This window comes from Streptomyces bathyalis (genome assembly GCF_015910445.1).
GTDB lineage: Bacteria > Actinomycetota > Actinomycetes > Streptomycetales > Streptomycetaceae > Streptomyces > Streptomyces bathyalis.
In genome coordinates, this window is record NZ_CP048882.1 from 5595775 (window position 1) to 5621967 (window position 26193).

Consider the following 26193-nt stretch of genomic DNA (forward strand, 5'->3'; position numbering starts at 1 on the left):
GTCACCGGGTGGCCGTCCCTTCGAGTTCGGGTGTGCGCTCCGCCGCGTTGCGCACGGGGATGTCGGGGCCGGACAGGAGAGTCAAGTCCGGCTTCATCTGCTCGCGTTCGGCGACGAATCGCACCGTCGGATCGGGTACGCCGGGAGCGTTGACGAACGAGACGAAGCGGGAGAGCTTCTCCGGATCGGCCAGGGTCGCGGACCACTCGTCGCGGTAGTGCGCCACGTGGTCGGCCATCAGCGCCTCCAGCTCCTCGCAGAGCCCCAGCGAGTCGTGCACGACCACGTCCCTGACGTGCCCGAGCCCGCCCTCGATCCGCTCCAGCCACGCGGAGGTGCGCTCAAGCCGGTCCGCGGTGCGGATGTAGAACATCAGGAACCGGTCGGTCAGGCGCACCAGTTCGGCATCGCTCAGATCCTGCGCCAGCAGATCCGCGTGGCGTGGTGTCGCGCCGCCGTTGCCGCCGACGTAGAGGTTCCATCCGGACGAGGTGGCGATGACGCCGAAGTCCTTGCTCATCGCCTCGGCGCACTCACGCGCGCACCCCGAGACCGCCGACTTCAGTTTGTGCGGGGAGCGCAGACCCCGGTAGCGCAGTTCGAGGTCGATGGCCATGCGCACGCTGTCCTGCACGCCGTAGCGGCACCAGGTGCTGCCCACACAGGACTTGACGGTGCGCAGCGCCTTTCCGTACGCGTGGCCGGACTCGAAGCCCGCCTCCACCAACCGCGTCCAGATCGCGGGGAGTTCGTCGACCCGCGCGCCGAACATGTCGATGCGCTGCCCACCGGTGATCTTGGTGTAGAGGCCGAAGTCCCGTGCCACCTCGCCGATGACGATCAGCTTCTCGGGCGTGATCTCCCCGCCGGGGACGCGTGGGACGACCGAATACGAGCCGTTGCGCTGGAGGTTGGCGAGGAAGTGGTCGTTGGTGTCCTGCAACGCCGCCTGCTCGCCGTCGAGTACGTGGCCCTCGGCGCCGATGGACGGTGCAAGCGAGGCGATGATCGAGGCCACGGCGGGCTTGCACACCTCGCAGCCCTCGCCCTGCCGGGCCTGCTCACGTCCGTGCGAGTCGAGAAGCCCCGCGAACGACGTCACCCGAAGAGTGCGCACGATCTCGTACAACTCGCTGCGCGTGTAGGCGAAGCAGCCGCACAGGCCCTTGTCGACGGTGACGCCGTTCGCCTCCAGCTCGGCGTCCACGATCTGCCCGAGCACCTTGACGCAACTGCCGCAGCCCGTCCCGGCCTTGGTGCACTTCTTGACCGATGGTACGTCCGTGCAGCCGTGTTCCGAGACGGCCGCGCGGACTGTTCCTTTGTCGATGTTGTGACAGTTGCAGACGACGGCGTCGTCGGGCAGTGCGGCGGGACCGAGGGCAGTGGTTGAGCTGTCGCCTGCGCCCGCCGGGAGCACCAGTGACTCCGGCGGCACGGGCGGCACCGAACCGGTGAGAGCCCGCAGCGTGCCGTACGACTCGGCGTCGCCCACGAGAACGCCGCCGAGCAGCGTGCCCTCGGGGGAGACGACCAGCTTCTTGTAGACGCCCGCGCGGGAGTCGGAGTAGACGACGTCGAGGCTGTCCTCCGCGGTGCCGTGCGCGTCGCCGAAGGAGGCGACGTCGACACCGAGGAGCTTGAGCTTGGTGGAGGTGTCCGCGCCGGTGAAGGCGCGGGACTCCTCCGGTGCGGGCGGCGCCAGGCGGGCCGTGACGGCGTCGGCAGCGGTCTCCGCCATCTCGTAGCCGGGCGCGACCAGGCCGTACACCGTCCCGTCGGCGGCCATGGCGCACTCGCCGATCGCGTACACATCCGGGTGGTCCGTGCGGCACCGGTCGTCGACGACGATGCCGCCGCGCTCGCCCACGGCGAGCCCGGCGTCGCGTCCGAGCTGGTCGCGTGGGCGTATGCCGGCCGCAAAGATCACCATGTCGGCGGGGATATGCGAGCCGTCCGAGAGCGCCATGCCCGTCACCGCTCCGGCCGCGTCCGCCTCGATCCGCTCGCCCGCCACACCCGTGCGGACGTCCAGCTCCATGCCCTCCAGGGTGCGGCGCAGCGCCGATCCGCCGCCCGCGTCCACCTGGAGCGCCATCAGCCGGTCGCTCAACTCGACGATGTGCGTGCGCAGTCCGAGCCCGCGCAGCGCGCCTGCCGCCTCCAGGCCGAGCAGCCCGCCGCCGACGACCACTCCGGCGCGTGCCGCGCTCTTCGCGTACGTCTCGATGGCGAGGAGATCGTCAAGGGTGCGGTAGACGAAGCACCCCGTGCTGTCCCTACCGGGGACGGGCGGCACGAACGGGGAGGACCCGGTGGCCAGGACGAGCGCGTCGTAGTTGATCGTCCGCCCGGAGCGGGACGTGACCGTCCGCCGGTCGACGTCGATGCCCGTCGCCGGGTCCTCCAGATGCAGTTCGATGCCGTGCGAGGTGATGAAGTCCTGCTCGGCGAGGGCGAGTTCGTCGGGGGCCGTGCCGGAGAAGTACGAGGTGAGCCGCACGCGGTCGTACGCGGGACGCGACTCCTCGCACAGCACGACCACCCTCGCTGTCGCGGTGGTGCCGCGGGCGGCCAGAGCCTCCAGGAAGCGCTGGCCGACCATTCCGTGACCGATCAGCACGATCGTCGGCGTTGTCATCGAAGGGTCTCTCCGTCTCGGGTGAGCAGGTGGAGCAGCGGTTCGGACGCCAGCGGTTCGTCGCTCTCCCAGGTGCGGGCGAGGGCGCCGACCGTCGTGAGGTCGCCGAGGAGGATGCCGCCGGCGAGCCGGCCGTCGCGCACGACGACCTTGCGGTAGGTGCCGCGGGTGGCGTCGGCGAGGTGGACGACGTCGTCGTCCGCCCGCGGCAGCGGGTCGCCGAAGGCGGCGAGGTCCAGGGGGTGGGGCGGGGCCTGCGTCCGTGTCCGCGCGGGCGCCGCGGGGCTGCCGGCGAGTGTGAGGCGGGTGAGGGCGCGCGTGCCGCGGTAGTGCGGGGCGCCCGAACCCCTGGTCAGGACGCGGGCGAGGGCGTCGGCCTGTTCCTGTGCGGGGCCGGCGAGACCGTAGAGGACGCCGTCGTGTTCCGCGCAGTCGCCGATCGCGTACACGTGCGGGTCGTCGGTGCGCAGCTCGTCGTCGACGACGACGCCGCGCGACACGGTCAGGCCCGCGGCCTCGGCGAGCCCGGTCCGGGGGCGGACGCCGCAGGCGACGACGACGAGACCGGCGTCGAGGGTGCAGCCGTCGGCGAGTTCGACGGCGCGGACCGCCCGGCCCGCTCCGTCGCCACCGGCGCCACGAACCGCCTCGCCGGGAGGGTGCGGCCGGGTGAGCAGTCCGCGTACCCGGCACTCGGTGTGCACCTCGACGCCCAGTTCCTCCAGGTGCCGCCGCAGCAACGCGGCAGATCCCGCGTCGAGTTGGCGCTCCATGAGACGTTCGCCCTGGTGGGCGAGGACGACCTGGGTCCCGCGGCGGGCAAGTGCGCGCGCCGCTGAGACGCCGAGCAGCCCGCCCCCGATCACCACGGCGTGCACGTCCGCCCGTGCCTCCCTGCGGAGGGCGAGGCAGTCGTCCATCGTCCGGAAGGCCCGTACCCCGTCCGGGAGTTCACCGCCGCCGGGGGTGAACAGGCCGCGCAGCGGCGGCAGTACGGGGTTCGCGCCGGTGGCCAGCACGAGCTTGTCGTAGGGGACGGCGCCGCCGTCGTCGCACATCACGCGCCGGTCGGCACGGTCGATGCGGACAGCTCGCACTCCCGGCAGCCGGCGGGCAGGACCCGCGGGCAGCGTGATGACCTCCGGCGGGTACTGGCCGGCGAGGACGTCCGCCAGCAGCACCCTGTTGTACGGGGCGTGTGATTCCTCGCCGATGACCGTGACGTCCACGGGCGCGCCGACGGCCCCGAGCTGCTGGGCGAGCCTGGCGCCGGCCATGCCGCCGCCGATCACCACCACGCGTTCACGCTCTCGCAAGGTCATGGCATGAGCGTGGGTCCTGCCTGTTTCCCGGCCGCATCGCGGTTGTTTCCCCGGAGGAACGGTGCCCTCAGCGGACGGCCCGGCGGGGTGTGAGCGGCGAGGTCCTCGTCCTGCCGGGGCCGATTGTCGGTGGCGGACGGCATGCTGTGGACATGTACCGGGAGCGGCGGTCGCTGGTGGACGGTGCCGTGGTGTGGACGCACGGCACCATGCCCGACGGGGAGGGGCGCGTGCTGCCCGACGGGTGCATGGATCTGCTGCTGTGGGACGGTGCGCTGGTCGTCGCGGGACCCGACACGCGGGCGCATCTCTTCACGCGGGCGGCCGGGTCCCGTATGACGGGCCTCCGTCTCCCGCCCGGCACCGGCCCGCTCGTCTTCGGCGTACCGGCCCACGAGCTGCGCGACCGGCGTGTGCCGCTCGGCGAGCTGTGGCCGTCAGCGGCGGTGCGGGTCCTGGAGGAGCGGATCGCGGAGGCCCCGGCTGCGGGGCGGGCCCTTGAGAGCATCGCGGCCGAGCGGCTCGCCGGGCGGGAGCCGCTCCCCAGCGGCGAGGTGGCCGAACTGCTCGCGCGTGGCAGGGGAGTGGCATCGGTGGCCCGGGCCCTTGGCCTGAGCGAGCGGCAGTTGCACCGGCGTTGCCTGGACGCGTTCGGCTACGGGCCCAAGACCCTCGCGCGGGTGCTGCGCATGCAGGGCGCGCTGCGCCTCGCGGCCCGGGGCATGCCGCCCGCCCAGGTGGCCGCCGTCGCCGGGTACGCCGACCAGGCCCATCTCTCGCGCGAGGTCAGGGCTCTGGCCGGGGCGACCCTGCGCGAGCTGTCGCCTCAGGGGAGCGGGGCGAACAGGTCGACCCCGTTGCCGTCGGGGTCGGCCACGACGGCGTAGCGCTGACCCCAGAAGGCGTCCCAGGGTTCCTTGTGGCTCTCGTATCCGGCATCGGTCAGCTCCGCGTGGAGCCGGTCCACTTCGGCGGGGGAGTCGCACACGAACGCCAGGCCGATGCGGCCGCTGCCCTTGGGGCCGGGGTCCCAGCCCGGGTCGAAGGAGCGGATGGTCTCCTCCGTGTCCCAGGCGATCCGCAGCCCGCCGGGCAGCGCGGCCTCGACGTGCGGTTCGCCGTCGGCAGAGGCGGGGATGTCGAGGCCGAGTCGGCGGTAGAAGGCGAGGGTGGCCGCCATGTCGGCGGCGACGAGCCCGATGAGATCGAATCGTGGTGTCATGCGCCGCACGTTAGGCGGGGGACCGACCGGAGGTCTTGAACGAATCGGACGTGCCGCGTGGGCGACGGGACGGCGCAGGGGCAGACGGCAGTCGGCAGGCACCCCATGGCTTCGCCCCACCTGGATGGGTTCCATGGCCGGTTTGTATCCGGCTCTGCAACGTCGCAGGTGGGCCTTCCCTGGCGCTCTCCGCTCGCCAGGACCCGCCGGGACGGACCCGGCCGGGTCCGTCCTATCGGACCTGGAGGAACTCTCGAGCACCACGCAGTCGTGTGCGTATGCGCCGCTGGGTGGCGCCGCTGTCGAGGCGGGCGTCGAGGGCTCCGAGCATGAGGGTGTCGGCCCGGCGCCCCGCGCGCAGCCGGGTCGCGTCCAGCCCGTCGCGTCGGGCGACAAGAGCACCGAGTTCGTGACGGCTGAGCGCGTCCGTTCCGCCGAGATGGAATGTCCCGGCCTGGTCGGACACCGCCAGTTCCCGCAGGGCGGAGGCCAGATCTTCGACATGCACGGGGCACCTCACGTCGTCGGTGAACAGGACGCCGTCGCGCGTGCCGGCGGCCAAGCCGTGGACCATGTGCTCTTGCACGGACCCGCCGTCCCCGATGATCAATGAGGTGCGTGCGACCGCGGCCGTCGGCGCCAGAAGCCGCACAGCTGTCTCGGCGGCGGCCTTTGCCGCGCCGTGCGGCGTGACCGGGTCGGGCAGGCAGGTCTCGTCGTAGTGAATCCGGGAGCCGGAGAACACGGCATCGCCGGAGACGTGGACCAGGCGGCAACCGCGTTTCGCCGCAGCCATCGCCACGCGGATCGAGCCAACGGCGGTGACCGCCCAACTGCTCTTTCCGCTCGTGGTGTTGATGACCGCGCTGGGGGCCACCGCCGCCAGCACCTCGTCGATGTGCCCGGGCGCTCGGAGGTCGAGCCGGTACCAGGAGACTCCGGGCGAGCTGCCCGGACGGGAACAGTACGTCGCGGCCGTCTTCCATCCCGCGGCCGTCGCCTGGCGCACAACTTCCGTCCCCAGGAACCCGCTACCGCCGATGATCAGGACCTTCACAGCGTCCCACGGTAGACAGCCCAGGCCGCTCCGCGTGCCGGAACCAGAGCGGTCGGCCGGGGCGTCGACGCGCCCCGCGAGCGCAAGAGCGGAGCTCCGGTCCCGACTCGCTCGGGACCGGAGCTCTTCCGCTGAGTGGGCGGCACTCCGGCGGGGCAGGCCCGTGTGTTTGCCGGGCCGACCGCCGGGTGACGGCGGCCCGTTCAGGCCTGCTGCTGCTCGATCGCCGCCGGGTCCATCCACACGACCTCCCAGTGGTGGTCGTCGAGGTCGTAGAAGCTGCGCCCGTACATGAATCCATGGTCCTGCGGGTCGCCCGCTGGGCTGCCGCCCGCGGCCAGGGCCTTGTCGCACAGATCGTCGACCTGCGCTCTGCTCTCGGCACTCAGCGCGATCATCGCTTCGGTGCTGGTCCGGGAGTCGGCGATGTCCTTCTTCGTGAACGACTTGAAGAAGGGCTCCGTGAGCAGCATGGCGAAGATGTCCTCGCTGATCACAAGGCAGGCGGCGTTCTCGTCGGAGAACTGGGCGTTGAAGCCGTAGCCGAGCTGGGAGAAGAAGTCCCTGGACTTGGCGAGGTCCTTCACGGGGAGATTGACGAAGATCTTCGTGGACATGAGCCGCCACCTTCCGCTGGTTTCCGTGCGCTGCCCGGGTTTCTGCCGGGTTGCGGGGCTTTCCCCGCTGTTGTGTGGACCATAGCGGTGGCGGCAACTCATCGGTGCCGGCGGAGTTTTCCGCGCGCTACTTCTGCCGGGGCGGCGGGGAGGGGCGCAGCAGCAGCGTCACGAAGCCGAGCGTCCCCCGGTAGCCGCGCAGCCAGCCCTCGCGGTGTTCGGCCGCGGCTTCCAGCGCGTGGGCACTGTCCGGGTGCCCGGGGTGGTCCAGGGCCCAGGCGGAGAGCGAACCCGTCCACGCCCATTCGTAGTCGTCCCACTCGCCGGGTGTGCTCACGTGCGCGTGGACGGGGGTCCAGCCGGCCGCCGTGACGCGGTCCACGGTTGTGGCGAGATCGTCGAAGTCGCCGGGCGAGGCGTCGAGTCCGGCCAGGGCGGCGGGGGAGGGCTCGCGCTCCCAGAAGCCCTCACCGATCAGGACGCGGCCGCCTTCCGCGAGCAGCTCGCCGGCCGCGGCCAGAGCAGGCATGAGACCGCCGAAGGCGTGCGTGGAGCCGACGACGGACACCAGATCGAAGGCGTGGGGCGAGGTGAACCGCGCCGCGTCCTGCTCGTGCAGCGTCAGCCGCCCGTCCAGTCCCGCGGCGCCGGCGGTTTCATGTGCCCTGGCCAGCGCCGTCGGTGAGACGTCGACACCCTCGCCGCGTGCCTGCGGGCGGGCCCTCAACGCCCGTACGAGCCAAGCAGCTTCGCCGCAGCCGAGGTCGAGCATCCGCTCGTCGCCGCGCGGCAGCGCCCGGACGAGGAGCCGGTCCACGGACGTGTCGTGGAGCGGTGCGGCGATGGGATGGTCCCGGTGGGCGAGGCTGCTGATCACTTGACGGTCCATGGCGGGCAGTGTGCCGTCCCGCCCGTCCGGCGTCGTGCGAATTTCTCATCGGTCCGTGCCCCGGCGGGCGTCCGCCAGGGCCTCGTCCACGCCGCGTTCGTGCGGGCCGAGGAAGTGCGGGTCCGGCGTGACGCCCGCGTCGAAGGCGGCCTTGGCCGCGCCGGGGATCTCCCGCAGACCGCCCGCGTACCAGGTCGCGTCGCGGGGCTCGGGCACGGCCACACCATAGGAGTCGATGCCCGCCGCACGGCACAGGGCGGTGGCGCGGCGGATGTGGAAGTCCTGGCTGACCAGGAGCGCCCGCCCGACGCCGAAGACGCGGGACGCTCGCGAGCAGGAGTCCCATGTGTCGAAGCCCGCGTAGTCGGCGGCGATGTGCCGCTCGGGGACGCCTCGTTCGGTCAGGTAGGTGCGCATGGCGTCAGGTTCGTCGTACTCCTCGCGGCTGTTGTCGCCGGATACCAGTACCGCCCGCACCTTCCCCCGTTCGTAGAGGTCGGCGGCCGCGTCGAGCCGGTGGGCGAGGTACGGGGAGGGCTCGCCGTCCCACAGGCCGGCGCCGAAGACCAGGGCGACGGGCGCGGACGGCGCGGCGGCGACCGCGGCGTTCGGGCGTACGTCGTCCGTGGAGAGCCGCAGCCAGGTGGCGGGCAGCAGACCGAGGACGCAGCACACCATCGCCGCCTGCACGGCACGTCTGCGGCGGGCGGTCAGGCCGGCGCGGAAGGCATGTCTGTCGGGCACGTCTCCTGCGACGCGTCAGTGGCACCGCCCGGTTGCGCACTCGGCCGCCGAGGGCGGGCCGGACCGGGCCGGAGCCCGGGCCCGGCGTGGACGGGGATGCCGCGGCTCGTCTCTCATGGCGCATGCTGCGCCACGCCCTGCGATCCCCGACGTCCCGAACTTCCCGGGCGCGACGGGCTGTCCGGGCTCTGCGGGCCTCACGGTCCGGTAGGGCCTGCGAGTTCCACGCGTACCGCGCAGACCTTGAACTCCGGCATCCGTGAGACCGGGTCGAGCGCCGGGTTGGTGAGGGAGTTGGCCCGGCCGTCGCCGTCCCAGTGGAAGGGCATGAACACCGTGTCGGGACGGATGCCGCGTGTGATGCGTGCCGGTGCCACCGCACGTCCGCGGCGCGAGACGACCGTCAGCGGGTCGCCCTCTCCTGCACCCAAGCGGCCCGCGAGCGACGGGTGCAACTCGACGAACGGGCCCGGGGCGGCCTCGTTGAGCGCGCCGACACGCCGCGTCTGCGCACCCGACTGGTACTGGGAGAGCACGCGGCCCGTGGTCAGGCGGAGCGGATAGCCCTCGTCGGGTTCCTCGTCGGCCGGACGGTGCATCACGGGGACGAAGCGGGCCCGTCCGTCCGGCGTCGCGAAGCGGTCGAGGAAGAGGCGCGGGGTTCCGGGATGCGGGGACCGTGAGCCGTCATCGCCGGTCTGTTCCGGGCAGGGCCAGAAGACGCCGTCCTCGGCCGCGATGCGCCGGTAGCTGATGCCCGAGTAGTCCGCGGGGCCGCCCGCCGACGCGCGGCGCAACTCGTCGAAGACCTCCTCCGGCCCGGCGGGGAAACCCTTCTCCCAGCCGAGACGCGCCGCCAGTTCCTCCAGCACCTCCAGATCGGTGCGCACGCCCGCGGGCGGGTCGACCGCCTTGCGCCGCAGCAGCACGCGGCCCTCCAGGTTCGTCGTCGTACCCGTCTCCTCCGCCCACTGCGTCACGGGAAGCACGACGTCGGCGAGGCGCGCCGACTCCGACAGAACGACGTCGCACACGGCGAGGAAGTCCAGTGAACGCAGCCGCTGTTCGACGTGTGCGGCGTGCGGGGCGGAGACGACGGGATTCGAGCCCGCCAGCAGCAGAGTGCGCACATCACCGCCGAGCGCGTCGAGCAGCTCGTACGCGCTGCGCCCTGGGCCCGGCAGGGACGCCGGGTCGACGCCCCACACCTGGGCCACGTGTTCGCGGGCCGCGGGGTCGTCGAGCCTGCGGTAGCCGGGCAACTGGTCGGCCTTCTGGCCGTGTTCGCGGCCTCCCTGCCCGTTGCCCTGCCCGGTCAGGCAGCCGTAGCCGGACAGCGGCCGCCCCGGACGTCCCGTCGCCAGGCAGAGGTTGATCCAGGCGCCGACCGTGTCGGTGCCCTTCGACTGCTGCTCGGGTCCGCGCGCCGTGAGCACCATGGCGTTACCCGCCTCGCTGAACAGCTTTGCCGCGCGGCGCAGTTCGGGCACGGATACCCCGGTGACGCGCTCCACCAGCTCCGGCCAGTGAGCCATGGCCGCGCTGCGGGCCTCGGGCCAGCCGGTGGTGCGGGCCTCGATGTACCCGGTGTCCACCCCGCCCTCGGCGACCACCAGATGCAGCAACCCCAGCGCGAGTGCCAGATCCGTGCCCGGCAGTGGCGCGAGGTGCAGGTCGGCATGCTCGGCCGTGCGGGTGCGGCGTGGGTCGACGACGATCAACGTGCCCCCGCGTTCGCGCAGTTCGGTCAGGTGGCGCAGCGCGGGCGGCATCGTCTCCGCGAGGTTCGAGCCGACGAGCACGACGCAGTCCGTACGGCCGACGTCCTCCAGCGGGAACGGCAGTCCGCGGTCGAGGCCGAAGGCCCTCGTTCCGGCTGCGGCGGCGGAGGACATGCAGAAGCGGCCGTTGTAGTCGATCTGCGACGTGCCGAGCACGACGCGGGCGAACTTGCCCAGCGCGTAGGCCTTTTCGTTCGTCAGCCCGCCGCCGCCGAAGACGCCCACCGCGTCCGGGCCGTGCTCGTCACGCGTACGAGCCAGGGCCGCGGCGACGAGATCCAGGGCCTCCTCCCATTCGGCCGGCTCCAGTTCACCGGAGGACGAGCGGCGCACCAGGGGCCGTGTGAGGCGGGCGTGCGGTGCCAGGACCTCGGTCGCCGTGCGGCCCTTCACGCACAGCGCGCCCCGGTTCACGGGGAAGTCCGGGCGCTCCGCCACCTCCAGGCCGGGCGGCCCTCCGGCCTCGTCGCCTCCGTCCGCGCGGCGCAGCGTCATGCCGCACTGCAGCGCGCAGTACGGACAGTGGGTGTCGGTCCCGGAGCGGGCGGCGAGGGGTTTCGCGTGCATGGCACGAGTGTGGGACCCGCCTGTTACGGACGGCCGCGGCCCAGGTAACGGGCCGGGCAAGGCGTCCTCAGCGCAGCGAGGTCCCAACGGTGAGGTCGCAGCTGTGAGCGCGACGAAACGAAGCGGGCGGGCCGGCGCAACAGGACGGCAAACACCACGCGGCACCCTCGCTCCATGAAGGCGTCGCCCACATCGGAACCCGCACAGGGAGCCGGACCCGAACCGGGACCGGCCCTCGAGCCCGTATCCGGACCGCTCCACGGCCTCGACAGCACGGCGCAGCTCATGACCCGACTCACCGCACAGCTCCACACCCAGCTCACCGCGGTACGCCGGCCCGCCGCTCCGGCACTCGTCGCCGTCGCGCACGGCTCCCGCGACCCCGGCGCGTTGGCCACGGTCACGGCACTCCTCACGTCCGTACGGGCCCTGCGCCCCGGACTCCGCGTCGAACTGGGCCACATCGAATTGAACGAGCCGCGGCTGTCGCAGACCCTGTCCGCGCTTCCGGCACGCGGCGAAGTGGTCCTCGTACCCCTGCTGTTCGGGCCGGGACACCACGTCAAGCACGACATCCCGCGCGCCCTCGCCGCCGCTTCGCACCTCCGGGGTGTCGTCTCCGATCCCCTGGGGCCCCATCCGCTGCTCGCCGAGGCGCTGCACGACCGGCTGAACGAGGCGGTCCGGCGCGAGGGCGCCCTTCCGGGCGAGGACGGCCTTCGCGGTGGGGAGGCCGCCCACGGGCAGGCCGGGCCGGACGCCGTCGTGCTGGCCTCCGCCGGTTCACGCGACCCCGAGTCCGCCGAGGGCTCACAGCGCATCGCGGCCGCGCTGCGCGAACGGCTCGGCGGCACCATCCCTGTGCTCCCGGCGTACGCCTCCGCCGCCCGGCCGACCGTCGCCGAGGCCGTACAGATCCTGCGCGCCGCCGGGCACAGCCGCATCGCCCTCGCCTCCTGCTTCACGGCTCCCGGCCACTTCGCCGCCCGTTGCGCGGCCGCGGCCCCGTGGACCGCCTCGGCGCCGATCGGTGCGCATCCCGCGCTGGCCCGGCTCGTCCTGCACCGCTACGACGAGGCGCGCGCGGCAGCAGCCGCGGGACGGCGGCTCGTGCACGCCTAGGTCCGTCCGGCGGATCATGCGCGGACTGCTTCACGGGTGATGTCAGTGGCGCGGCCCGGTCAGGGCCGACCGGGCTTGATGCGGCACCCGCAGGACCGGTGGAGGGAGAGGAGGGCCGGCGATCCGGGCCTCCTCTCATTCGAATCGCGGTACGGAGCAGGAGAGTTGCCGAAGCAGCTCACTCACGCCGCTTCAGAACGCGCCGGGGTCACCACCGCCGACATCGCCACCACCGACATCGCCGCCGCCGACACCACCGGAGTCAGCAGGTGCCTCAGGCGCGGGAGCTTCAGCCGGGGGCGCTTCGGGTGCGGGAGTTTCCGGTGCGGGCGGAGGAGTCTCCGCTGCGGGTGCCTCAGCCGTAGGCGGTGCGGGTGCTTCGGCCGGGGGTGCTTCGGGTGCGGGCGCAGGCGCCTCGGGTGCGGGTGCCTCAGCCTCAGGCGCGGGTGCTTCGGCTGGGGGTGCCTCGGGTGCAGGCGCGGGAGCCGCGGGAGTCGCGGGCAGAGCGGACTCCTCCAAGCCGGGAACCTCGGGCACGGCAGGTGCCTCGACCGCACCGGGAGCGGGCACGCCCGGCATGGCGACGCCGTTGGCCGGGCCGAAGGGACCGTCCGTCAGACCGGGAACACCTGGGGTGGCCAGCTCGTCCACAGGCTGGTTGGACGTGAGATCGAACTCGACCCGCCCGTCCGCCTTGAAGGTCCTGGGGTCCGCCGGTCCGCCTCCCGGGAAGCCGACCTTGGCCGAGGGCGAGGCCTGACTTCCGTCACTGGACTCTTCCGGGACCTCGACGGAGAAGTTGCGGCCGTCGCCGAGATCCAGCTCCTTACCCTCGGTGAGGGTGGTCTTGATCTCGCCGTTGGGCTTTACTTCGGCGGCCCCCTTGCCCGAGAACGGACCCGCGAACGGAATGTTCGCCTGGATCCCTCCGGCAGCAGCAGCGGAGACTTCTCCGGTCGCGGGGTTGAAGTTGGCCTTTACGTCCGCCTTCACATCGATGATCGACGCCGACAATGTGAGATCGCCACGGACGTTGAAGCCGTTCGGGGGTGCGCCGAACGAGCCCACGAACGACCTGTTGGGGACACCGACGCCGGCTCCGACAGTTCTCGAGACGAACTCGTCGTTGGCGCCTCCCTGAGCGAAGACGAACGACTCCGGACTGGTGGGAATCTCGGCCCTGCCACCGACCACCGGAGTGGTCGGATTCTGTGTACCTGCCTTCGGCGCCTCGTTCGAGGCCCCCGGCGCCGGGGCCGGGATCGGGGCAGGCGGGATCTCGGCCGGCGCCTGTTGCGGTGCCTCCTCCGGTTCCGGTTCCGGGGTCGGGACCGGAACCGGAACCGGCGCGACCAATTGGTCCGAACCCGGAGCCTTGGGCAGAGCAGACTCGTCCGTGCCGGGAGCCTTGGGCACGCCGATCTGGCCTGGGCCCGGAGCTTCAGGCACACCGACCTGGCCCGGAGCCGGCGCCGTGGGCAGACCAGGCAGACCAGGCAGGTCCGGAGTCAGACCGGGCAGACCGGGGGCCGGAGCCAGACCGGGCAGGCCAGGGGCGGGAGCCAAGCCGGGGAGACCCGGAGCCGGAGCGGCGGGCAGGGGGAGTTGGGGACTTCCCGCCGGCTCGGTGTCCTCCGCATACGCCACGTCGGCACGCGAGTTCAGAGTGCCGGACGCTTGGCTGTTCCCGGCATCGGCTGCAAGGGCCGTACCTGCCCCGCCCGCCACGGCCACGCTGGAAACCAGCCCGACCACGGCCTTGCGCACGGCCGTGGCCCCCGTCGCCTCGGGCGGCTTGACGCGTCTGTGCTTCCCCTTGGCCATATGCTTTTGTCCTCATCTGCCCAGCCCTCGCACGGAGGGAACAATGGTCTGCGAAGCGCCGAACGGCAGGACGCCCGGCTCTCACGCCTGAGCTGTCTGAACCCCCCTACCGGCAGCAACTGCACGCTGGCATGCGCGGTTCAATGGTTCGCAAATTTCTCCCTATCGCGCTAAGAAACGGCCCGTCCCGGGCACGGCCGCCCCGGGACGGCCCCCCGTGTGGCCGCCCCCGCCCCGGGGCCGCTCCGCCGCCCGTGCCGCTACCGTCGGCGTATGCACGGCACGTACGACACAGAGGCTTCCGGCCCCGACGGCGCTTCCGGCCACTACGGCCCGTCCGACATCGAGCGCTGGGCGCCCGAGCCCGACAAGCGGCCCGGACGCACCGCCTTCCAGCGCGACCGGGCGCGCGTGCTGCACTCGGCCGCGCTGCGCAGGCTCGCCGGCAAGACCCAGGTCGTCGCGCCGGGCACCAGCGCGCAGGCGTGGGACGCCAGTCCGCGCACCCGCCTCACGCACTCCCTGGAATGCGCACAGGTCGGAAGGGAACTGGGCGCGGCGCTCGGCTGCGACCCGGACCTGGTCGAGACGGCCTGCCTCGCGCACGACCTCGGGCACCCGCCCTTCGGGCACAACGGCGAACGCGTGCTGAACGAGATCGCCGCGCCCTGCGGTGGCTTCGAGGGCAACGCACAGTCGCTCCGCCTGCTCTCCCGGCTGGAGCCCAAGCGCTTCCTGGACGTCGACCCGGGCCCGCACTCCGGCGGGGGAGCCGCATCGGCGGGTGGTCCGGCCGAGGGTGCGGCCACGGCCCCCGACGGTTCCGGCGGCCGTTCGTTCCGCATCCCCGTCGGCCTCAACCTCACGCGTGCCGCACTCGACGCCGCCACCAAGTACCCCTGGACGCTGGGCTCCCGGCCCGGCGACCCCTCGTCGCCGAAGTTCGGTGTCTACGAGGACGACCTTCCCGTCTTCGACTGGATCCGCCGCGGTGCCCCCGGTGACCGCACGTGCTTCGAGGCGCAGGTCATGGACTGGTCCGACGACGTGGCCTACTCCGTCCACGACGTCGAGGACGGCCTGCACGCCGGCCACCTCGACCCCAACGTGCTCCTCGCCGAACCCGAACGCCGCGACATCCTCACCGTCGCCGCGGAACGCTACGCACCCGACGCGGGCCACGGTGAACTCGCCGAAGCCCTCGACCGGTTGCTGGACCAGGAGTGGTGGCCGCACAGCTACGACGGTTCCGCCGTCGCGCAGGCCCGCCTCAAGGACGCAACGAGCCAGCTCATCGGCCGCTTCTGCCTCGCTGCCGAGGGCGCGACGCGGGCCGCGTACGGATCCGGACCGCTCACCCGCTACGCCGCCGAACTCGTCGTGCCGCGCGGCGTCCGGCTGGAGTGCGCGGTGCTCAAGGCCGTCGCGGACCGCTATGTGATGCAGCGTCCGGACCTGGAACGTCTGCGGGCCGACCAGCGCGTCGTGCTCGGTGAGCTCGCGGACGCACTGGCCAAGCGCGCACCCGAAGGTCTCGACCCGCAGTTCCGTGCGCTGTTCGGAGAGGCGGAGGACGACGCGGCGCGGCTGCGCGTCGTCGTCGACCAGATCGCGGCCCTGACCGATGTCTCGGCGCGGTCCCTGCACAGACGCCTCACGCAGGACCACTCCTGGGCACCGCCCGGCCGCCGCGGCGGCTGAAGCAGCCCCCGGCCGTGGTCCGTTCGTGTCCGGTTGTGCCCGCCACCTGCCCGGGGCCTCTTCCCGCTGCCCGTTCTTTGCGGGACGCTCGCTCCTGGATGTTTCCGTCGGGGGGTCAGGTCAGCGAGGAGGAACCAAGTGGTCGACGCACACCGGACGTTCGTCATCGTCGGTGGAGGGCTTGCCGGGTCGAAAGCCGCCGAGGCCCTGCGAGCCGAAGGCTTCACGGGCCGGGTCATCCTGATCGGCGACGAGCGCGACCACCCCTACGAACGTCCGCCCCTGTCCAAGGGGTATCTGGCGGGCTCCGACGAGCGCGAGAGCGTGTTCGTGCACGAGCCGGCCTGGTACGCGGGCGCCGACATCGAACTCCACCTGGGCCAGACCGTCGTGCGCCTGGACCGCAGCGCCAAGAGCCTGGAACTCGGCGACGGCACCCGCCTCAACTACGACAAGCTGCTTCTCGCCACCGGCGCCGAACCGCGCCGCCTGGACACCCCCGGTACCTCGCTCGCCTCCGTGCACCACCTGCGGCGCCTCGCACACGCCGACCGTCTCCGCGGCCGGCTGACGGCACTAGGCCAGGAGAACGGCCACCTCGTCATCGCCGGGGCCGGCTGGATCGGGCTGGAGGTCGCGGCGGCCGCACGTGAGTACGGGGCGGAAGTCACCGTCGTCGAGCCCGAACCGACCCCGCTGCACTCCGTGCTCGGCCCCGAGATGGGCATGCTCTTCGCCGACCTTCACCAGGAGCACGGCGTGCGCTTCCACTTCGGGGCGCGGCTCTCGGAGATCGTCGGAACGGACGGAATGGTGCAGGCCGTACGGACCGACGACGGCGACGAGCACCCCGCGCACGATGTGCTGGCCGCCATCGGCGCCGCACCCCGCACGTCGCTCGCCGAAGCCGCGGGGCTGGAGCTGGCCGAAGGCCGCGGCGGCGGAGTGGCCGTGGACTCCGCGCTGCGCACCTCCGATCCCGATATCTACGCGGCAGGCGACGTCGCCTCCCTGCGGGAGACCCCATGGGGGACGTCGCTGCGCGTCGAGCACTGGGCGAACGCCCTCAACAGCGGCCCGGCAGCGGCACGTTCGATGCTGGGGCGGGACGTCGTCTACGACCGGGTGCCCTACTTCTTCTCCGACCAGTACGACGTGGGCATGGAGTACTCCGGCTACGCCCCGCCCGGCACCTACGACCAGGTGGTGTGCCGCGGGGACGTCGCCAAGCGCGAGTTCATCGCGTTCTGGCTGCGCGACAACCGCGTACTGGCCGGTCTCAACGTGAACGTGTGGGACGTGACCGGCGCCGTCCAGGACCTGATCCGCTCCCGCGCGCCCGTCGACCCGGACGCGCTCGCCGACGCGGCCGTCCCGCTGAGCGACCTCGGCCGCGGCGATCGCAAGGAGAAGGGATGACGGCCGCCGCGCGGCGGCTCTGAACCCAGGACGCCGCAGGCGGCGAGCGGTTGGGGCGGGGTCCACGGCACCCCGCCCGGGCAGGCGGGGGTGTCGGCGGCCCGCCGTACAATTCCGGTGTGGCGGGCAGGATCAACGACGAGGACGTGAAAGCGGTGCGGGGCGCGGTCCCGATCGACACCGTGGTCTCCGAGTATCTCCAGCTGCGCAACGCCGGCGGCGGCAATCTGAAGGGCCTGTGCCCCTTTCACGACGAGAAGTCGCCCTCGTTCCACGTGAGTCCGGCCAAGGGCCTCTTCCACTGCTTCGGCTGCCAGGAGGGCGGCGACACCCTCGACTTCGTCATGCGGGTCGACCACCTCTCCTTCTCCGAGGCCGTCGAGCGCCTGGCGGGCCAGGCCGGCATCACGCTGCGGTACGAGGAGGGCGGCTACGGCCGTGCCAGCCAGCAGGGCGAGCGCACCCGCCTCGTCGACGCGCACAAGGCGGCCGCCCAGTTCTACGCCGAGCAGCTTCAGGGCGCCGAGGCCGAGACGGGCCGCCGCTTCCTGACCGAGCGCGGCTTCGACCAGTCCGCCGCCGAGCACTTCGGTATCGGCTACGCCCCGGCGGGCTGGGACCACCTCGTGCGGTTCCTGCGCGGCAAGGGCTTCTCCGACAAGGAGCTCACCGCCTCGGGGCTCGCGCAGGAGGCACGCAACGGGCGCCCCATCGACCGGTTCCGGGGCCGGCTGATGTGGCCCATCAGGGACATCACCGGAGACGTCGTCGGCTTCGGCGCCCGCAAGCTGCGTGACGACGACAACGGCCCCAAATACCTCAACACCCCCGAGACGGCGATCTACCACAAGTCACAGGTGCTCTACGGCATCGACCTCGCCAAGAAGGACATCGCCAAGGGCAACCGCGCCGTCGTCGTCGAGGGCTACACGGACGTCATGGCCTGCCACCTCGCCGGCGTCACCACGGCGATCGCCACCAGCGGCACGTCCTTCGGCGAGGGCCACATCAAGATCCTCCGCAGGCTCCTGATGGACAACTCCGGCTCGGAGGTCATCTTCACCTTCGACGGTGACGCGGCCGGGCAGAAGGCGGCGCTGCGTGCCTTCGAGGACGACCAGAAGTTCGCCGCCCGTACCTCCATCGCGATCACACCGCAGGGCATGGACCCCTGTGAGCTGCGGATCGCCGAGGGCGACGAGGCCGTGGCGAAGGTCGTCGAAGGCCGTTCCCCGCTCTTCGAGTTCGCGATCCGCTCGATCGTCGGGCAGCACAACCTCGATACGGCGGAGGGCCGTTCGGCCGCTCTGGAGCAGGCGGCGCCCGTCGTCGCGCAGATCAAGGACCCCTCGATCCAGCACGAGTACGCCGTGCGCCTCGCGGGGCTCCTCGGCATCCTGGACACGCAGTTCGTGGTGCGCCGCCTCGGCCAGCTCGCGCGGCGCCGCGCGGCAAACCCGTCCGCGCCGCGGGCGGGCACGCACGCGCCGGGCTCCACACCCGCGGGCGCCGGGTCGGGAAACGCGGCGCCGTCCGCAGCCGCACGCGGGGCCGGCCCCGCCCTGAACCTGCGCAGCCCCGCCCACCGCGTCGAGCGTGAGCTGCTCAAACTCGCCCTGCAGCGCCCTGAGTTGGTCGCCCCGGCTTTCGACGCCTACGAGACCGACGAGTTCACCGCACCGCCGTACGCGGCGGTGCGCGAGGCGGTCGAGGCGGCCGGCGGCGTCACCGGCGCCGACGACGAATTCGTCGCCAGGGTGCGTGCCGCCGCTCCCGACGACACCGTGCGCGCGCTGGTGCACGAACTGGTCGTCGAGCCGCTGCGCAGCGCCCGCGGCCGCGAACCGGACGAGATGTACGCGGGGATGCAGCTCGTCGCGGTGCGCCTCGCGGCCGTCAACGCCCGCATCGCCGACCTCGAAAGCAGCGCCCGGCGCCTGGAGGCCCAGCGCGACGACGAGCGCTCGGCGGCCGTGCGCCAGGAGATCTGGACGCTCACCCAGTACGGCCGCTCCCTCCAGGAACGGGGCGCCGCGGCCCTCTGACGCCGTAGGGCATCCCGCGGCGGCCCTCTGACGGCGTCGGCCCCGAAGGTGACCACCTCGATGCTGCCCGGACCTCGCACGAACCGGCGCATTGCCTCCGTCATCAGCGCACGGCCGGTGCCCGTGCCACGTTCGTTCGCCAAGACGACGAGACGGCGGACGTGGTGAACGGGGGCCTCTGCAGAGGACAGCGGGCCTCCGAGAGCATCCGGGTCCGAGGAGACTGCGACGAGCGCCGTGGACCGGCCAATGTGCTTGTTCACGGCGATGTGGAATCCGGGATTCCCGACCATCGGGCCGAACCAGTGCTCCTCCTGGGCCGCCAGGCCGAAAAAGCCGGCGAAGTCCTGCTCCCGCGCGAGTCCGACGATCACGCGAGCAGTCCGGCGTACCGGGCGATCGTTTCTGATGCGGCGTCGGCACCAGAGAACTCGTCCGCACGCAGGCCGTCATCAACCGCAAACACCTCGGTCTCTCCCGGTCCGGCCGGGACGCCTGTGCGCTGCGGGTCTGGCCGGAAAAGGCCGGCCGGCCGTAGTGGTACGTATGCGACAAGTGGCGCCCATCTCAAAAACTGGGCGCACGACCCTCGTGGCCGGAGTGTGTCGTACCCCACACTGGTGGGCGGTGCTTGAGTCCTCGGAGCGGGGCGTGCCGGCCGCACTTGCCGGAGAGCCCCCGCGGCTCCGAACAGCATGTACGCCGCCCCCCGAACCGGCAGCGAGCACACTGGAGGTCGCCCCCGTGCAGACCCGGACCCTGACCAGCGCGGCTCCTCCGGCCGCCCCGACGGTTCCAACCCTGGCCGCCGCGCCCGCTCCTGCGGCGCCGCCCGTCCGGCCTCCGTCCGCACGCCCCCCGGCGGCCCCGCCCGCCGGCACGCAAGTCGCTCCCGACCCGCCGGTCCCGCCGTCGACGGAGCCGGAGACCGACATCCCCGTCAGGCAGGAGAAGCGGGAGGCCGCCGGAAGCGGTGCCTCCGCCGACCTGTTCCGGCAGTATCTGCGCGAGATCGGCCGCATCCCGCTGCTGTCCGCCGCCGACGAGGTCGAACTCGCCCGCCGCGTCGAGGCGGGTCTCTTCGCCGAGCAGAAGCTCGCCGAACCGGCCACCCACCCCGACGGACGTCTCGCGCACGAGCTCGACCAGCTCGTCGTGATGGGCAGGATCGCCAAGCGGCGCCTCATCGAGGCGAACCTCCGCCTCGTCGTCTCCGTGGCGAAGCGGTACGTCGGCCGCGGGCTGACGATGCTCGACCTGGTGCAGGAGGGGAACCTGGGGCTGATCAGGGCGGTCGAGAAGTTCGACTACGCCCGCGGCTACAAGTTCTCGACGTACGCGACGTGGTGGATCCGGCAGGCGATGTCCCGCGCGCTGGCCGACCAGGCCCGCACGATCCGCGTGCCCGTGCACGTCGTCGAGCTGATCAACCGCGTCATACGCGTCCAGCGCCGGCTGCTCCAGGAGCGGGGCGAGGAGCCGACGCCGGACGAGGTCGCCGCGCAGCTGGACCTCACCGGAGAGCGCGTCACCGAAGTGCTGCGGCTCGCACAGGAACCGGTGTCGCTGCACGCGCCCGTCGGCGAGGAGGAGGACGTCAACCTCGGTGACCTCATCGAGGACGGCGACGCCCCGTCACCCGTGGAGTCCGCCGCCTTCCTCCTGCTCCGCGAGCATCTCGAGGCGGTGCTCTCGACGCTCGGCGAACGTGAACGCAAGGTCGTGCAGCTGCGCTACGGGCTGGACGACGGGCGGCCGCGCACCCTGGAGGAGATCGGCACCCTCTTCGGCGTCACCAGGGAACGCATCCGCCAGATCGAGTCCAAGACCCTCGCCAAGCTCCGCGACCACGCCTTCGCGGACCAGTTGCGCGGCTACCTGGACTGACCGCTCGACTCGGCAGGGCTTGTGAGGGGACTTCAGTCGACCTCCGCGACGGCGGCGGCGAACTGCGAGCGGTACAGGCGGGCGTAGGCACCGTCCGCCGCCAGCAGCTCGCTGTGCGAGCCCTGTTCCACGATCGACCCGTTCTCCATCACGAGGATCACGTCGGCGTCCCGGATGGTGGAGAGGCGGTGAGCGATGACGAAGCTCGTACGGCCGTGCGCCAGCCGCGCCATGGCCTGCTGTATGAGCACCTCCGTGCGGGTGTCGACGGAACTGGTCGCCTCGTCCAGTACGAGGATGACCGGGTCGGAGAGGAAGGCGCGGGCGATGGTGATCAACTGCTTCTCACCGGCGCTGACGCCCGTGCCGTCCTCGTCGAGGACCGTGTCGTAGCCGTCGGGCAGGGTGCGGATGAAGCGGTCGGCGTGTGCCGCGCGCGCCGCCGCCTCGACCTGTGCGCGGTCGGCGCTCTGCGCGCCGTAGCTGATGTTCTCCGCGATGGTGCCGCCGAAGAGCCAGGTGTCCTGGAGCACCATCCCGATGCCGGCGCGCAGATCCTCGCGGTTCATTCCGGCCGTGTCCGTGCCGTCCAGCAGGATCCGTCCGCCACGCGTCTCGTAGAAGCGCAGCAGCAGATTCACCAGCGTGGTCTTTCCCGCGCCCGTCGGTCCGACGATGGCGACCGTGCTGCCCGGCTCGACGGTCAGCGACAGATCCTCGATGAGCGGGCGGTCCGCGTCGTAACGGAAGGAGACCCGGTCCAGTTCGACACGGCCGCGCACCTTCTCGGGGCGGGCCGGGTGAGCCGGCTCGGGCGTCTGCTCGTCCGCGTCGAGGATCTCGAAGACGCGCTCGGCCGACGCGACCCCGGACTGCACCATGTTCGCCATCGAGGCGATCTGGTTGAGCGGCTGCGTGAACTGCCGTGAGTACTGCACGAACGCCTGCACGTCGCCGATCGACAGCGCACCCGAGGCGACCCGCAGACCGCCGGCGACGGCCACCAGCACGTAGTTGAGGTTCGCGACGAACATCATCGCCGGCTGCATGATGCCGCTGACGAACTGCGCCTTGTAACTCGCGTTGTACAGCGCCTCGTTGTGCTCGCGGAAGGCCGCTGCCGACTCCTCCTGCCGCCCGAAGACCTTCACCAGCGAGTGCCCGGTGTACATCTCCTCGACGTGGGCGTTGAGCTTGCCCGTCTCCGACCACTGCCGAATGAACTGCGGCTGCGCGCGCTTGCCCAGCCGCGTCGCCACCAGCAGAGACATCGGCACCGTCACCAGCGCGACGAGCGCCAGCAGCGGCGAGATCCAGAACATCATCACCAGCACACCCGCCACGGTGAGCACGGAGTTGACGATCTGTCCCAGCGTCTGCTGAAGGGTCTGGCCGATGTTGTCGATGTCGTTGGTCACGCGGCTGAGGACCTCACCGCGCGTCTGCTTGTCGAAGTAGGACAGCGGCAGCCGCGAGAGCTTCGCCTCGACCTGCTCCCGCAGCCGGAAGACCGTCTGGTTGATCGCCCGCACGGACAGGCGCCCGCTGACGAACATCATCAGCCCCGCCGCCGCGTAGATCGCAAGCACCAGAAGCAGCACGTTGCCCAGCGCACCGAAGTCGATGCCCTGGCCCGGCGTGAAGTCGGTGCCCGAGAGCATGTCGGCGACTCGGGAGTCCCCCTCGCTGCGCATGCCGTCGAGGACCTGCTCGCGGCTCGCGCCCTCGGGCAGCCGCTTCCCGATGAAGCCCGCGAAGATCAGGTCGGTGGCGTCCCCGAGGATCTTCGGGCCGAGCACGCTGAAGCCCACACCGATCAGCCCGAAGGCCACCATGCCGGTGAGCGTGGCCCGTTCGGGCCGGAACTGCCCGAGAAGGCGTTTCGCCGAACCGCGGAAGTCCGTGGAGCGACGGGGCGGTGCGCCGCCGCCGAGCATCCGTGCGCCGGGGCCACTCACGCTGCCTCCTGCTCGGTGAGCTGGGAGAGGACGATCTCCCGGTACGTCTCGTTGCCCTCCATCAGTTCGTGGTGCCGGCCGGTGCCGGCGACGCGGCCCTCGTCCAGCACGACGATCCGGTCCGCGTCGCGGATCGTGGAGACCCGCTGGGCGACTATGAGGACCGTCGCGTCCGCCGTGCGGTGGGCGAGGGCGGCACGCAGCGCGGCATCGGTCGCGTAGTCGAGAGCGGAGAAGGAGTCGTCGAAGAGGTAGACCTCCGGTCGGTGCACCAACACCCGTGCGATCGCGAGGCGTTGACGCTGGCCGCCCGAGACGTTGTTGCCCCCCTGCCCGATCGATGCGTCGAGCCCGCCGTCCATGGCGGCGACGAACTCGCGCGCCTGCGCGGTCTCCAGCGCGTCCCACAGTTCCTCGTCGGTCGCGTCGGGGCGCCCGTAGCGCAGGTTCGACGCGACCGTCCCCGAGAACAGGTACGGATGCTGCGGCACCAGGCCGACCGTGCGTGCCAGCAGCTGCGGATCGAGCGTCCGCACGTCCTCGCCCCCGACGAGCACGGAGCCCTCGGTGACGTCGAACAGCCGCGGCAGCAGGCCCAGAAGCGTCGACTTGCCGCTGCCGGTGGAACCGATCACCGCCGTCGTCTCGCCCGGGCGGGCCATCAGATCGACACCCTGCAGGACCGGCGCCTCGGCCCCGGGATAGCGGAACCCCGCGCCCCGCAGCTGCAGCACGCCGTGGCGGCGCAGTTCCCGCACGGGCGCGTCGGGCGGCACCACGCTCGAAGAGGTGTCGAGCACCTCCGTGATGCGGTCCGCGCACACCTCCGCACGCGGAACCATCATGAACATGAAGGTGGCCATCATCACGGACATCACGATCTGCATCAGGTACGACAGGAACGCCGTGAGCGCGCCGATCTGCATCCCGCCGCTGTCGACACGGTGCGCGCCGAACCAGACGACGGCGACGCTGGAGACGTTCACGACGGTCATGACGGTCGGGAACATCAGCGCCATCAGCCGTCCGGCGCGCAACTGCACATCGGTCAGCCCGCTGTTGTGCTCGTGGAAGCGCCGCCGCTCGTATTCGTCCTTGACGAAGGCCCGGATGACGCGGATGCCGCCGATCTGCTCACGCAGCACCCTGTTCACGCCGTCGAGCCGCTCCTGCATGGTGCGGAAGAGCGGACGCATCCGCCGCACGATCAGGCCCACCAGCACGGCCAGCACGGGTACGACGCCCACCAGCACCGAGGAGAGCGGCACGTCCTGGTCCAGTGCCATGACGATGCCGCCGACGCACATGATCGGCGCCGAGACCATCAGCGTGAAGGTCAGCAGCACCAGCATCTGCACCTGCTGGACGTCGTTGGTGGTGCGGGTGATCAGGGACGGGGCGCCGAAGTGACCCAGCTCGCGTGAGGAGAACGTCTGCACGCGGTCGAAGACCCTCGCCCTGATGTCCCTGCCGGCCGCGGCGGCGGTGCGTGCCGCGAGGAGCACGGCACCGATGTTGCAGACGACCTGCGCGAAGGAGACGCCGAGCATGACGGAGCCGTAGCTGAGGATGTTGCCGGTGTCACCGATGACGACACCGTTGTCGATGATGTCGGCGTTGAGCGTGGGGAGATAGAGCGTGGCGGACGTCTGCAGCAGCTGAAGCAGCACCAGTACGGCCGCCGGGCGCCGGTACGGGCGCAGATGCTCACGGAGCAGGCGTATCAGCACAAGGGTCCCCCGTACGGAAAAGAAAGCCGAAGCAGAGCGAAAGCGGCGATCGACACTACTCGTGGTGGGAGTGGCGTGTACTCCTATTTTCGAAGCGCCGCCCGGCGGGCGCCCCCAACTCCTGGCAAAGACCGTGATGATCGCTGCCGGCTGAATCCGCTCTCCGCGCCGGTCAGGCGTCGAAGGCGCCGGGGTGAGTCTCCTCGCGTACCGCCATGTACTGCTGCCGGACCGCCTGCCCGGCGGCCAGGTCCTCGCCCGGGTCGAACACCTCGCACTCCGGGGCGGGCCACTGCGGCGGTTGCGCACCGCCTCTGAGGGCCCAGGCCGCCTGCCGTGCGGCGCCGATCGCGGTGTAGTCGGCCGGCCGGGGCACCACGACCTGCGTGCCGAAGAGAGCCGGTGCGGCCATGTACACGGCCGGAAGGCCCGCGGCCGGTCCCAGCAGGAAGAGTCTTCGTACCTGAACGCCTCTGTTGCGCAGCACGTCCAGCGCGTCGGCGAGTCCGCATAGCATGCCCTCGACGGCTGCCCGCGCCAGATGCTCCGGCCGCATGCTCTCCAGACGCAGCCCGTGCAGCGATCCGGCGGTGTGCGGCAGATGCGGGGTGTGCTCGCCCGCCAGATACGGCAGCAGAACGAGCCCGTACGCACCGGGGCTCGATCTCTGTGCCAGGTCCGAGACCCCCTTGATGTCCGTGCCGAGAAGCTCGGCGGCGCCGCGCAGCACACGCGTCGCGTTGAGGGTGCGCACCGCGGGCATGTGCAGGCCCGTGCCGTCCGCGTACGACGTGATGATGCCGGTCGGATCGCTCAGCGCCTCGTGGTGCACGGCGCACACCGAGCCGGATGCGCCGAGGGAGAGCACCGCGTCCCCCATGCCCAGTCCCAGTCCGAGCGCCGCGGCCATCGTGTCGCCCGTGCCCGCGGAGATCAGCAGGCCCTCCGGGGTGCGCCCGGCGGGCTCGGCGGGACCGATGACCTCGGGCAGCGCGATCCGGTGTCCCAGGGCGAGTTCGACGAGGTCGGGCCGGTAGTTCTCCAGCGCCGCGGACCAGTACCCGGTGGCCGACGCCTCCCCGCGGTCGGTCGTGCGCCGCGACGGCCGGTCCATCAGCTGCCACACGAGCCAGTCGTGGGGCTGGAGCACCTCGGCGACCCTGGCCGCGTTCTGCGGCTCGTTGCGTGCGAGCCAGCGCAGCTTGGAGACGGGGTGGCCGGCCTCCGGCACGGAGCCGACGGCCTCCGCCCACGCGTGGCGGCCGCCCAGCGCGTCGACGAGGTCCGCGGCCGCGGGCTGCATCCGTCTGTCGTTGCCGAGCAGGGCCGCCCGCACCGGATTGCCGCCGGAGTCGAGGGCTATCAGCCCCTGCTGCTGACCGGCCACTCCGATGGCCTCGACCTCGGAGAACTGCCCCGAGCTGGCGGCGCGGCCCATGGACAGCAGCCACGACTGGGGATCGTCGCGATCCGCGGGATGCTCGGCGTAGCCGTGCTTCACCACGGCTCCGGAATCCACGTCGCAGACGATGATGCGAGTGAACTCGGCGGAACTCTCCAGACCGGCGACTATCCCCATGCCGGAATGATGCCCTACGTGCCGCGGCACCCGGCTGCCACCCTCGGCCCCGCGGCCCCTGGCCGGACGCGGTCTGCTCACGGGAGCG

General features: G+C 71.9%; 18 protein-coding genes. 6 read left to right on the plus strand and 12 right to left on the minus strand.

Annotated elements, in window-relative coordinates; all coding sequences use genetic code 11:
- Position 1: 1 nt before the first annotated feature.
- Positions 2-2641: a nitrite reductase large subunit NirB gene (gene nirB, locus G4Z16_RS24235; RefSeq protein WP_197352779.1), complete on the minus strand. Its 2640-nt coding sequence runs from the start codon at positions 2639-2641 to the stop codon at positions 2-4.
- A complete protein-coding gene (locus G4Z16_RS24240) occupies positions 2638-3963 on the minus strand; it encodes an NAD(P)/FAD-dependent oxidoreductase (protein ID WP_197352780.1) in 1326 nt (441 codons plus the stop codon). Before G4Z16_RS24240 ends, nirB begins: the two co-directional genes overlap by 4 nt.
- Before the next feature lie 152 nt (positions 3964-4115).
- On the opposite strand from G4Z16_RS24240, the gene G4Z16_RS24245 reads away from it, so the two are divergent.
- Positions 4116-4850 (plus strand): helix-turn-helix transcriptional regulator, encoded by a 735-nt coding sequence (locus tag G4Z16_RS24245; RefSeq protein WP_197352781.1) that lies wholly within the window; start codon positions 4116-4118, stop codon positions 4848-4850.
- Here G4Z16_RS24245 and G4Z16_RS24250 read toward each other — a convergent pair.
- The 6 genes from G4Z16_RS24250 to G4Z16_RS24275 all read right to left on the minus strand — a co-directional run bounded on the left by G4Z16_RS24250 (position 4790) and on the right by G4Z16_RS24275 (position 10840).
- Positions 4790-5185 carry a VOC family protein gene (locus G4Z16_RS24250; RefSeq protein WP_197352782.1) on the minus strand — a complete coding sequence of 132 codons (396 nt, stop codon included), beginning with the start codon at positions 5183-5185 and terminating at the stop codon, positions 4790-4792. The two genes, G4Z16_RS24245 and G4Z16_RS24250, sit on opposite strands and share 61 nt — an antisense overlap.
- Before the next feature lie 232 nt (positions 5186-5417).
- Entirely contained in the window at positions 5418-6242 is an 825-nt protein-coding gene (locus G4Z16_RS24255; RefSeq protein WP_197352783.1) for an SDR family oxidoreductase, read from the minus strand.
- A 203-nt stretch (positions 6243-6445) separates the two neighbouring features.
- Positions 6446-6859: a VOC family protein gene (locus G4Z16_RS24260; protein WP_197352784.1), complete on the minus strand. Its 414-nt coding sequence runs from the start codon at positions 6857-6859 to the stop codon at positions 6446-6448.
- Positions 6860-6986: 127 nt separating this feature from the next.
- The gene (locus G4Z16_RS24265) at positions 6987-7748 is read right to left on the minus strand and encodes an SAM-dependent methyltransferase (protein WP_197352785.1); all 762 of its coding nucleotides are present in this window, start codon (positions 7746-7748) and stop codon (positions 6987-6989) included.
- 45 nt (positions 7749-7793) lie between these two features.
- Positions 7794-8492, minus strand: coding sequence for a SanA/YdcF family protein (locus tag G4Z16_RS24270; RefSeq protein WP_246531033.1), 699 nt, complete (start codon positions 8490-8492; stop codon positions 7794-7796).
- Positions 8493-8689: 197 nt separating this feature from the next.
- Positions 8690-10840, minus strand: coding sequence for a molybdopterin oxidoreductase family protein (locus tag G4Z16_RS24275; RefSeq protein WP_197352786.1), 2151 nt, complete (start codon positions 10838-10840; stop codon positions 8690-8692).
- 174 nt (positions 10841-11014) lie between these two features.
- Here G4Z16_RS24275 and G4Z16_RS24280 point away from each other — a divergent pair, with 174 nt between their 5' ends.
- On the plus strand, positions 11015-11962 hold the full coding sequence (locus tag G4Z16_RS24280; RefSeq protein ID WP_197352787.1) for a sirohydrochlorin chelatase: 948 nt from the start codon (positions 11015-11017) through the stop codon (positions 11960-11962).
- Positions 11963-12154: 192 nt separating this feature from the next.
- Here the strand turns inward: G4Z16_RS24280 and G4Z16_RS32185 are convergent, their stop codons facing one another.
- On the minus strand, positions 12155-13156 hold the full coding sequence (locus tag G4Z16_RS32185; protein WP_207794553.1) for a hypothetical protein: 1002 nt from the start codon (positions 13154-13156) through the stop codon (positions 12155-12157).
- A 903-nt stretch (positions 13157-14059) separates the two neighbouring features.
- Here G4Z16_RS32185 and G4Z16_RS24290 point away from each other — a divergent pair.
- The 4 genes from G4Z16_RS24290 (at position 14060) to G4Z16_RS24305 (ending at position 20838) form a co-directional block, all read left to right on the plus strand.
- Positions 14060-15487 (plus strand): deoxyguanosinetriphosphate triphosphohydrolase, encoded by a 1428-nt coding sequence (locus G4Z16_RS24290; protein WP_197352789.1) that lies wholly within the window; start codon positions 14060-14062, stop codon positions 15485-15487.
- Positions 15488-15625: 138 nt separating this feature from the next.
- Positions 15626-16906, plus strand: a complete 1281-nt coding sequence (locus G4Z16_RS24295; protein WP_197352790.1) for an NAD(P)/FAD-dependent oxidoreductase — start codon at positions 15626-15628, stop codon at positions 16904-16906.
- Between the two features lie 119 nt (positions 16907-17025).
- Positions 17026-18951, plus strand: coding sequence for a DNA primase (gene dnaG, locus G4Z16_RS24300; RefSeq protein WP_197352791.1), 1926 nt, complete (start codon positions 17026-17028; stop codon positions 18949-18951).
- A gap of 744 nt (positions 18952-19695) precedes the next feature.
- Positions 19696-20838 carry an RNA polymerase sigma factor gene (locus G4Z16_RS24305; RefSeq protein ID WP_425508115.1) on the plus strand — a complete coding sequence of 381 codons (1143 nt, stop codon included), beginning with the start codon at positions 19696-19698 and terminating at the stop codon, positions 20836-20838.
- A gap of 32 nt (positions 20839-20870) precedes the next feature.
- Here G4Z16_RS24305 and G4Z16_RS24310 read toward each other — a convergent pair whose 3' ends face one another.
- The 3 genes from G4Z16_RS24310 to G4Z16_RS24320 form a co-directional block, all read right to left on the minus strand.
- The gene (locus G4Z16_RS24310) at positions 20871-22796 is read right to left on the minus strand and encodes an ABC transporter ATP-binding protein (protein ID WP_281393718.1); all 1926 of its coding nucleotides are present in this window, start codon (positions 22794-22796) and stop codon (positions 20871-20873) included.
- Complete coding sequence (locus G4Z16_RS24315; protein WP_197352792.1) at positions 22793-24526, minus strand: ABC transporter ATP-binding protein; 1734 nt, start codon at positions 24524-24526, stop codon at positions 22793-22795. The genes G4Z16_RS24310 and G4Z16_RS24315 overlap by 4 nt, the downstream gene beginning before the upstream one ends.
- 172 nt (positions 24527-24698) lie before the next feature.
- A complete protein-coding gene (locus G4Z16_RS24320; protein WP_197352793.1) occupies positions 24699-26105 on the minus strand; it encodes an FGGY family carbohydrate kinase in 1407 nt (468 codons plus the stop codon).
- Positions 26106-26193 lie beyond the last annotated feature (88 nt).

What these genes read in the sequence shown, in the direction of transcription:
- G4Z16_RS24290 (WP_197352789.1), top strand. Translation starts at nt 14,060, where the DNA reads ATGCACGGCACGTACGACACAGAGGCTTCCGGCCCCGACGGCGCTTCC.
- G4Z16_RS24320 (WP_197352793.1), bottom strand. Translation starts at nt 26,105, where the DNA reads ATGGGGATAGTCGCCGGTCTGGAGAGTTCCGCCGAGTTCACTCGCATC.
- nirB (WP_197352779.1), bottom strand. Translation starts at nt 2,641, where the DNA reads ATGACAACGCCGACGATCGTGCTGATCGGTCACGGAATGGTCGGCCAG.
- G4Z16_RS24250 (WP_197352782.1), bottom strand. Translation starts at nt 5,185, where the DNA reads ATGACACCACGATTCGATCTCATCGGGCTCGTCGCCGCCGACATGGCG.
- G4Z16_RS24260 (WP_197352784.1), bottom strand. Translation starts at nt 6,859, where the DNA reads ATGTCCACGAAGATCTTCGTCAATCTCCCCGTGAAGGACCTCGCCAAG.
- G4Z16_RS24265 (WP_197352785.1), bottom strand. Translation starts at nt 7,748, where the DNA reads ATGGACCGTCAAGTGATCAGCAGCCTCGCCCACCGGGACCATCCCATC.
- G4Z16_RS24275 (WP_197352786.1), bottom strand. Translation starts at nt 10,840, where the DNA reads ATGCACGCGAAACCCCTCGCCGCCCGCTCCGGGACCGACACCCACTGT.
- G4Z16_RS24245 (WP_197352781.1), top strand. Translation starts at nt 4,116, where the DNA reads ATGTACCGGGAGCGGCGGTCGCTGGTGGACGGTGCCGTGGTGTGGACG.
- G4Z16_RS24280 (WP_197352787.1), top strand. Translation starts at nt 11,015, where the DNA reads ATGAAGGCGTCGCCCACATCGGAACCCGCACAGGGAGCCGGACCCGAA.
- G4Z16_RS24240 (WP_197352780.1), bottom strand. Translation starts at nt 3,963, where the DNA reads ATGACCTTGCGAGAGCGTGAACGCGTGGTGGTGATCGGCGGCGGCATG.